At 42.9% G+C, this 4,060-nt stretch carries 5 protein-coding genes and 1 tRNA gene; 2 read left to right on the top strand and 4 right to left on the bottom strand.

Annotated features, from left to right (window positions below; translation table 11 throughout):
* Positions 1 to 52 precede the first annotated feature (52 nt).
* Positions 53 to 123, top strand: a tRNA-Gly gene (locus AC5V8P_RS24065).
* A 208-nt stretch (positions 124 to 331) separates the two neighbouring features.
* On the opposite strand, the gene AC5V8P_RS24060 is transcribed toward AC5V8P_RS24065, so the two are convergent.
* The 3 genes from AC5V8P_RS24060 to AC5V8P_RS24050 all read right to left on the bottom strand — a co-directional run bounded on the left by AC5V8P_RS24060 (position 332) and on the right by AC5V8P_RS24050 (position 2,660).
* Positions 332 to 1,435 (bottom strand): PAS domain-containing sensor histidine kinase, encoded by a 1,104-nt coding sequence (locus AC5V8P_RS24060; protein WP_064797340.1) that lies wholly within the window; start codon positions 1,433 to 1,435, stop codon positions 332 to 334.
* A complete protein-coding gene (locus tag AC5V8P_RS24055; RefSeq protein WP_063208286.1) occupies positions 1,428 to 2,081 on the bottom strand; it encodes a response regulator in 654 nt (217 codons plus the stop codon). The genes AC5V8P_RS24060 and AC5V8P_RS24055 overlap by 8 nt, the downstream gene beginning before the upstream one ends.
* A 129-nt stretch (positions 2,082 to 2,210) precedes the next feature.
* Positions 2,211 to 2,660 (bottom strand): GAF domain-containing protein, encoded by a 450-nt coding sequence (locus tag AC5V8P_RS24050; RefSeq protein WP_064797339.1) that lies wholly within the window; start codon positions 2,658 to 2,660, stop codon positions 2,211 to 2,213.
* A 300-nt stretch (positions 2,661 to 2,960) separates the two neighbouring features.
* Between AC5V8P_RS24050 and AC5V8P_RS24045 the strand changes: the two genes are divergently transcribed.
* Positions 2,961 to 3,701 (top strand): Crp/Fnr family transcriptional regulator, encoded by a 741-nt coding sequence (locus AC5V8P_RS24045; protein ID WP_064797338.1) that lies wholly within the window; start codon positions 2,961 to 2,963, stop codon positions 3,699 to 3,701.
* Between the two features lie 83 nt (positions 3,702 to 3,784).
* Here the strand turns inward: AC5V8P_RS24045 and AC5V8P_RS24040 are convergent.
* Positions 3,785 to 4,060 (bottom strand): hypothetical protein (locus AC5V8P_RS24040; RefSeq protein ID WP_495473944.1); only part of this gene is annotated, 276 nt, incomplete at its 5' end.

Here is a 4,060-nt window from a genome sequence, read left to right as displayed (position 1 = left end):
GTTTGGGACCAGGGGGTCGCATGTTCAAATCGTGTCATCCCGATACTGATTTGCGGGTGTAGTTCAATGGTAGAACTCCAGCCTTCCAAGCTGGTAGCGTGGGTTCGATTCCCATCACCCGCTTTTTGCTATAGCGGATTCTTGTTGCCTCAGTGGTGACACCTTATAAATAAAGAGAGCTCTGTCCCAGACAGGCTCTCTCTTTTTTTGTGCATTTATATTCCATAGATTCCACAAAGTGAGTGCTATCGTTAGTACTTGCCATCGGTGTATCTCTCCTGTTCCTGCAGGGGAAGAGAGATACACCGATAACTGATTTAGTATACAGATTTTACACTGGAATGGTTAGTTGGATGGAGGTTCCCTGATTTGGTGCAGAGGTCATGCTCATGAAGCCGCCCACTCCTCTAGCTCGTTCTTCCATGCTGAACAATCCAACTCCCTCTCCTTTGGATTCTCCAGAGAAGCCGATACCCTCATCCCGAATAATTACTTTTATTATTTCGTCTTGATCCTCTACATCAACGTATGCTTCTGCTACATCTGCGTACTTGGCCACATTCGTTAGTGCTTCCTGTACAATTCTATAGATTGCTATCTCCTTTCGGATATCAAGGCGTTTACGTAAAGTACATTGAAAATGCACTTCGATTCCATAATGAGAGCAGAAGTTTTCAATATAGGTTCGTAAGGCTGGGACTACGCCTAAATCATCCAGAACGGAGGGACGGAGTTCCCATGCTAGACCACGAACATCTTTGATGATGTCGGTTACCTGTGTGCGCAGATTTTCCAAAGTATCACTGGGCTGTTCGGCTAGTTGGCTATCTAGTTGAATAATAAGTGAAAACAGGCTTTGCCCAATCCCATCATGAAGTTCTCTTGAAAAACGTTTACGCTCTTCCTCCTGTATTTGCATGACTTGCGTCATCATGGTTTGAAGCTCTGCTTCTACTTTTTTTAATTTAGTTACTTCATTGCGGATCGCTAAGTACTGATAGGGTTTACCTTCGTCGTCCATAAATGGAACGATCGTAGTGTTCACCCAGTAGTAGCTGTTATCTTTAGCACGATTCCGTATTTCTCCCTGCCATACCTTACCTGAACGGATTGTAGTCCACAGGTTTTTCATAAAGGCGGGGGTATGATAGCCCGAATTAATGAGACGATGATCCTGCCCGATCAATTCTTCACGAGTATATTGCGAAATTTCACAGAACTTATCGTTTACGTACTGAATAATGCCTCGATGATCGGTCAGAGCAACGATGGAAGAGGTATCTAAAGCAAATTTGAGATTGGATAGCTGGTGGAGTGAATTACGCAGTTCATGAAGAAAAGGGGAATCTAGTACGTGATTTTCCAAATCACCCAGCAGTTTATCGGTAGATTCCTCAAAGTCAGGCAACAGTAGAGGGTTAGAAGGTTCATTCATAATGGAGCAGCCCCTTTTTCAGTGCAAATTTGACCAACTCAGGTCGTGTCTTCAGGTTAAGCTTCTCCATAAGGTTGCTTTTATGGGACTCTACGGTTTTGACGCTAATCACCAGATGTTCAGCAATTTCCTTGTTGGCATATCCTTTAGCTACCCATGATAGAATCTCCTTTTCCCGCTCAGACAGAGATTCATACGGTCCGGCTATGCCCTCTTGTTTGATTTTGTCCAAATATTCACTCATCAGGCGTTTGGTTGCATTGGGGTACAGATAGGCACTACCTTCGGCCACAGACTGGATGGCAGCGAGTAATTCCTCGTGAGGCGCACTTTTTAAAATATATCCAGATGCTCCGGCTTGAATGGCTCGGAACAAATATTCTTCGTCGTCATGCATTGTTAAAATAAGCACTTCTGTACCTGGCAACTGTTTTTTTAACTCAGTGGTTGCGGTGAGGCCATCTTTGCCAGGTGGCATACTAAAATCCATGAGCACAACATTAGGTTGTAGTTCCACTGCTTTGCGGATCGCCTCATCCCCGTCTGCTGCATCTCCTACTACCTTAATACCGTTTTTGCCGTCCAATAGGGCCATGAGGCCAGAACGTACGACAACATGATCATCCACTACAAGTATACGAATCAATTAGTCATCCCCTCGAACGGTAAAAAACCGTGCGTTTTGTCATAATCATAGCAAATTTTAGGGATTTCAATCAACAGAGATCGTTAGATGATCCGTTCATATGGACCTATTTTATATTCAATTATCAATTTATGGAGTGAGAGGGAGGGCGCATAGCTGGCCAAGGCGATGAGCGACTTGAGTCGCTTGGGCTACATCAGAATCGCTGAATGTTCTCACTTCACGGTTACCAAGAAGTAGCACACCATTGGGCAAGTCTCCCGTACTGGAAAAGGGAATGGCTACTGCAGAATGTAACTGTTCGGCCAGCATAAGCGCACACTCTTGGCGTAAACGTATACTACCTGATATTAAAGCGCTAACGGTCACAGTACGTCCCAGACGAACAGCCATCCCGGCAATCCCATGCCCGACTTTAAAAGAGATAAGGCGATAGCGGTTGTTTCGACTGCCGGAGGCATAATACCAATGTAACTTACCCCCTGACTTGGACATAAATGCAAGGGCAGTGAGATCCCCATGAATATGATTTCGCAACTGGTTCAGTTCTTTTCGCATTTCATCCGTTATTTGCAGCATAGAAGACACATCCTTTTTCTTAACCAAACTGTAGCTCTAATTTATTGTAATTCCGACAGGTATAAAAGTAATTCAGGGAACCCCCTGATCTATAGGTTCAGGAAACACTGACTTTTCATTAGAGTGGGTAATTTATAAGGGAAGGAGCGATAAAATAGGCAGTTAGATAATCTTGGAAGTGATATTTATCACTGCAAATCAGGGAGTAGGGAGGTGCAAAATCAGGTGTTCTCCCGATAACAACCCAACCATCAAAATATTATGATAAGGATATCAGGTAAACACGAGGAGGACGCTAATATGCAAGCCACTTGTATGGAACGGTTTGGGGACGAAGCACAGCGCACGGGAGTTCAACTTTTTCTGACAGAAGAGTATTTTGAGCTGTTAAAAGATATCATGTCCTGGAAGAAGGTAAAGGCAGGCGTTATGCTTTTCAGGGAGGGTGATGATGCGGAGCAGCTTTATTATATACATTCAGGTCATGTTAAACTCCGTAAATCGACAGAAGATGGCAAAGAATTGATTCTAACTATTCAGCATCAAGGCGATTTGATCGGGGAGTTTAGTGGGATAGATGGAGAAGAGTATAGTTGCACTGCAGAAACAGCCGATGTGTGTGAGTTAGGTGTCGTGTTTGTTAAGGATCTGGAATCTCTCCTGTCTAAAAATGGAGAGATGGCACTTCAGTTCATACAGTGGATGGCGATGAAACAACGGATTATGCAATCACGGTTTCGAGACTTACTATTGTATGGCAAAACAGGGGCACTAGCGTCTACATTGATCCGTGCAAGTAATACATGTGGTGTTGCTGTGAAAGATGGCATTTTACTAAATATGAAGCTAAGTCACTCCGAACTAGGTGAGATGATTGGAGCAACGCGCGAAAGTGTGAACCGGATGCTAAGCTCGTTAAAAGAGCAGGGAACTCTGGATACGAGAGACGGAAAAATCGTTATTCATGACCTCAAAGTGTTGCGTGGCATGTGCTGTTGTCCTTCGTATGGTCAATGTGCCCATGAGATTTGTAGACTATAGAATGATGAGTATCATTAGGCGGGGGCTAAAAAAACTCCGTCTAATTGTAAGTTCTGACCATAAGCAAATAAAAGGAACGAGCATCATGGGAATTGTAATTTATTACAAGTTGTAATTTGTAGTTCAAAATGATATATTATTTGAGCTGACAACAAAACAGCCGTTTCAGAAGATAATAAATAGGGCGAAATGATCTTCGTAAAAAGGAGAAAAAAAATAACCCTTGCATTTTTGGAACGAACATGATATGATCTTATAGCTGCTGAAAAATGCGGTGAAGAAAAAGTTTGATCTTTGAAAACTGAACAACGAGTGAGTAAACTGATTTTGTTCGCAAAATCAAACATGAGATATTTTAT

It is taken from the genome of Paenibacillus sp. N119s, from assembly GCF_059447605.1.
This window is presented reverse-complemented; position numbering and strand designations above follow the sequence as displayed.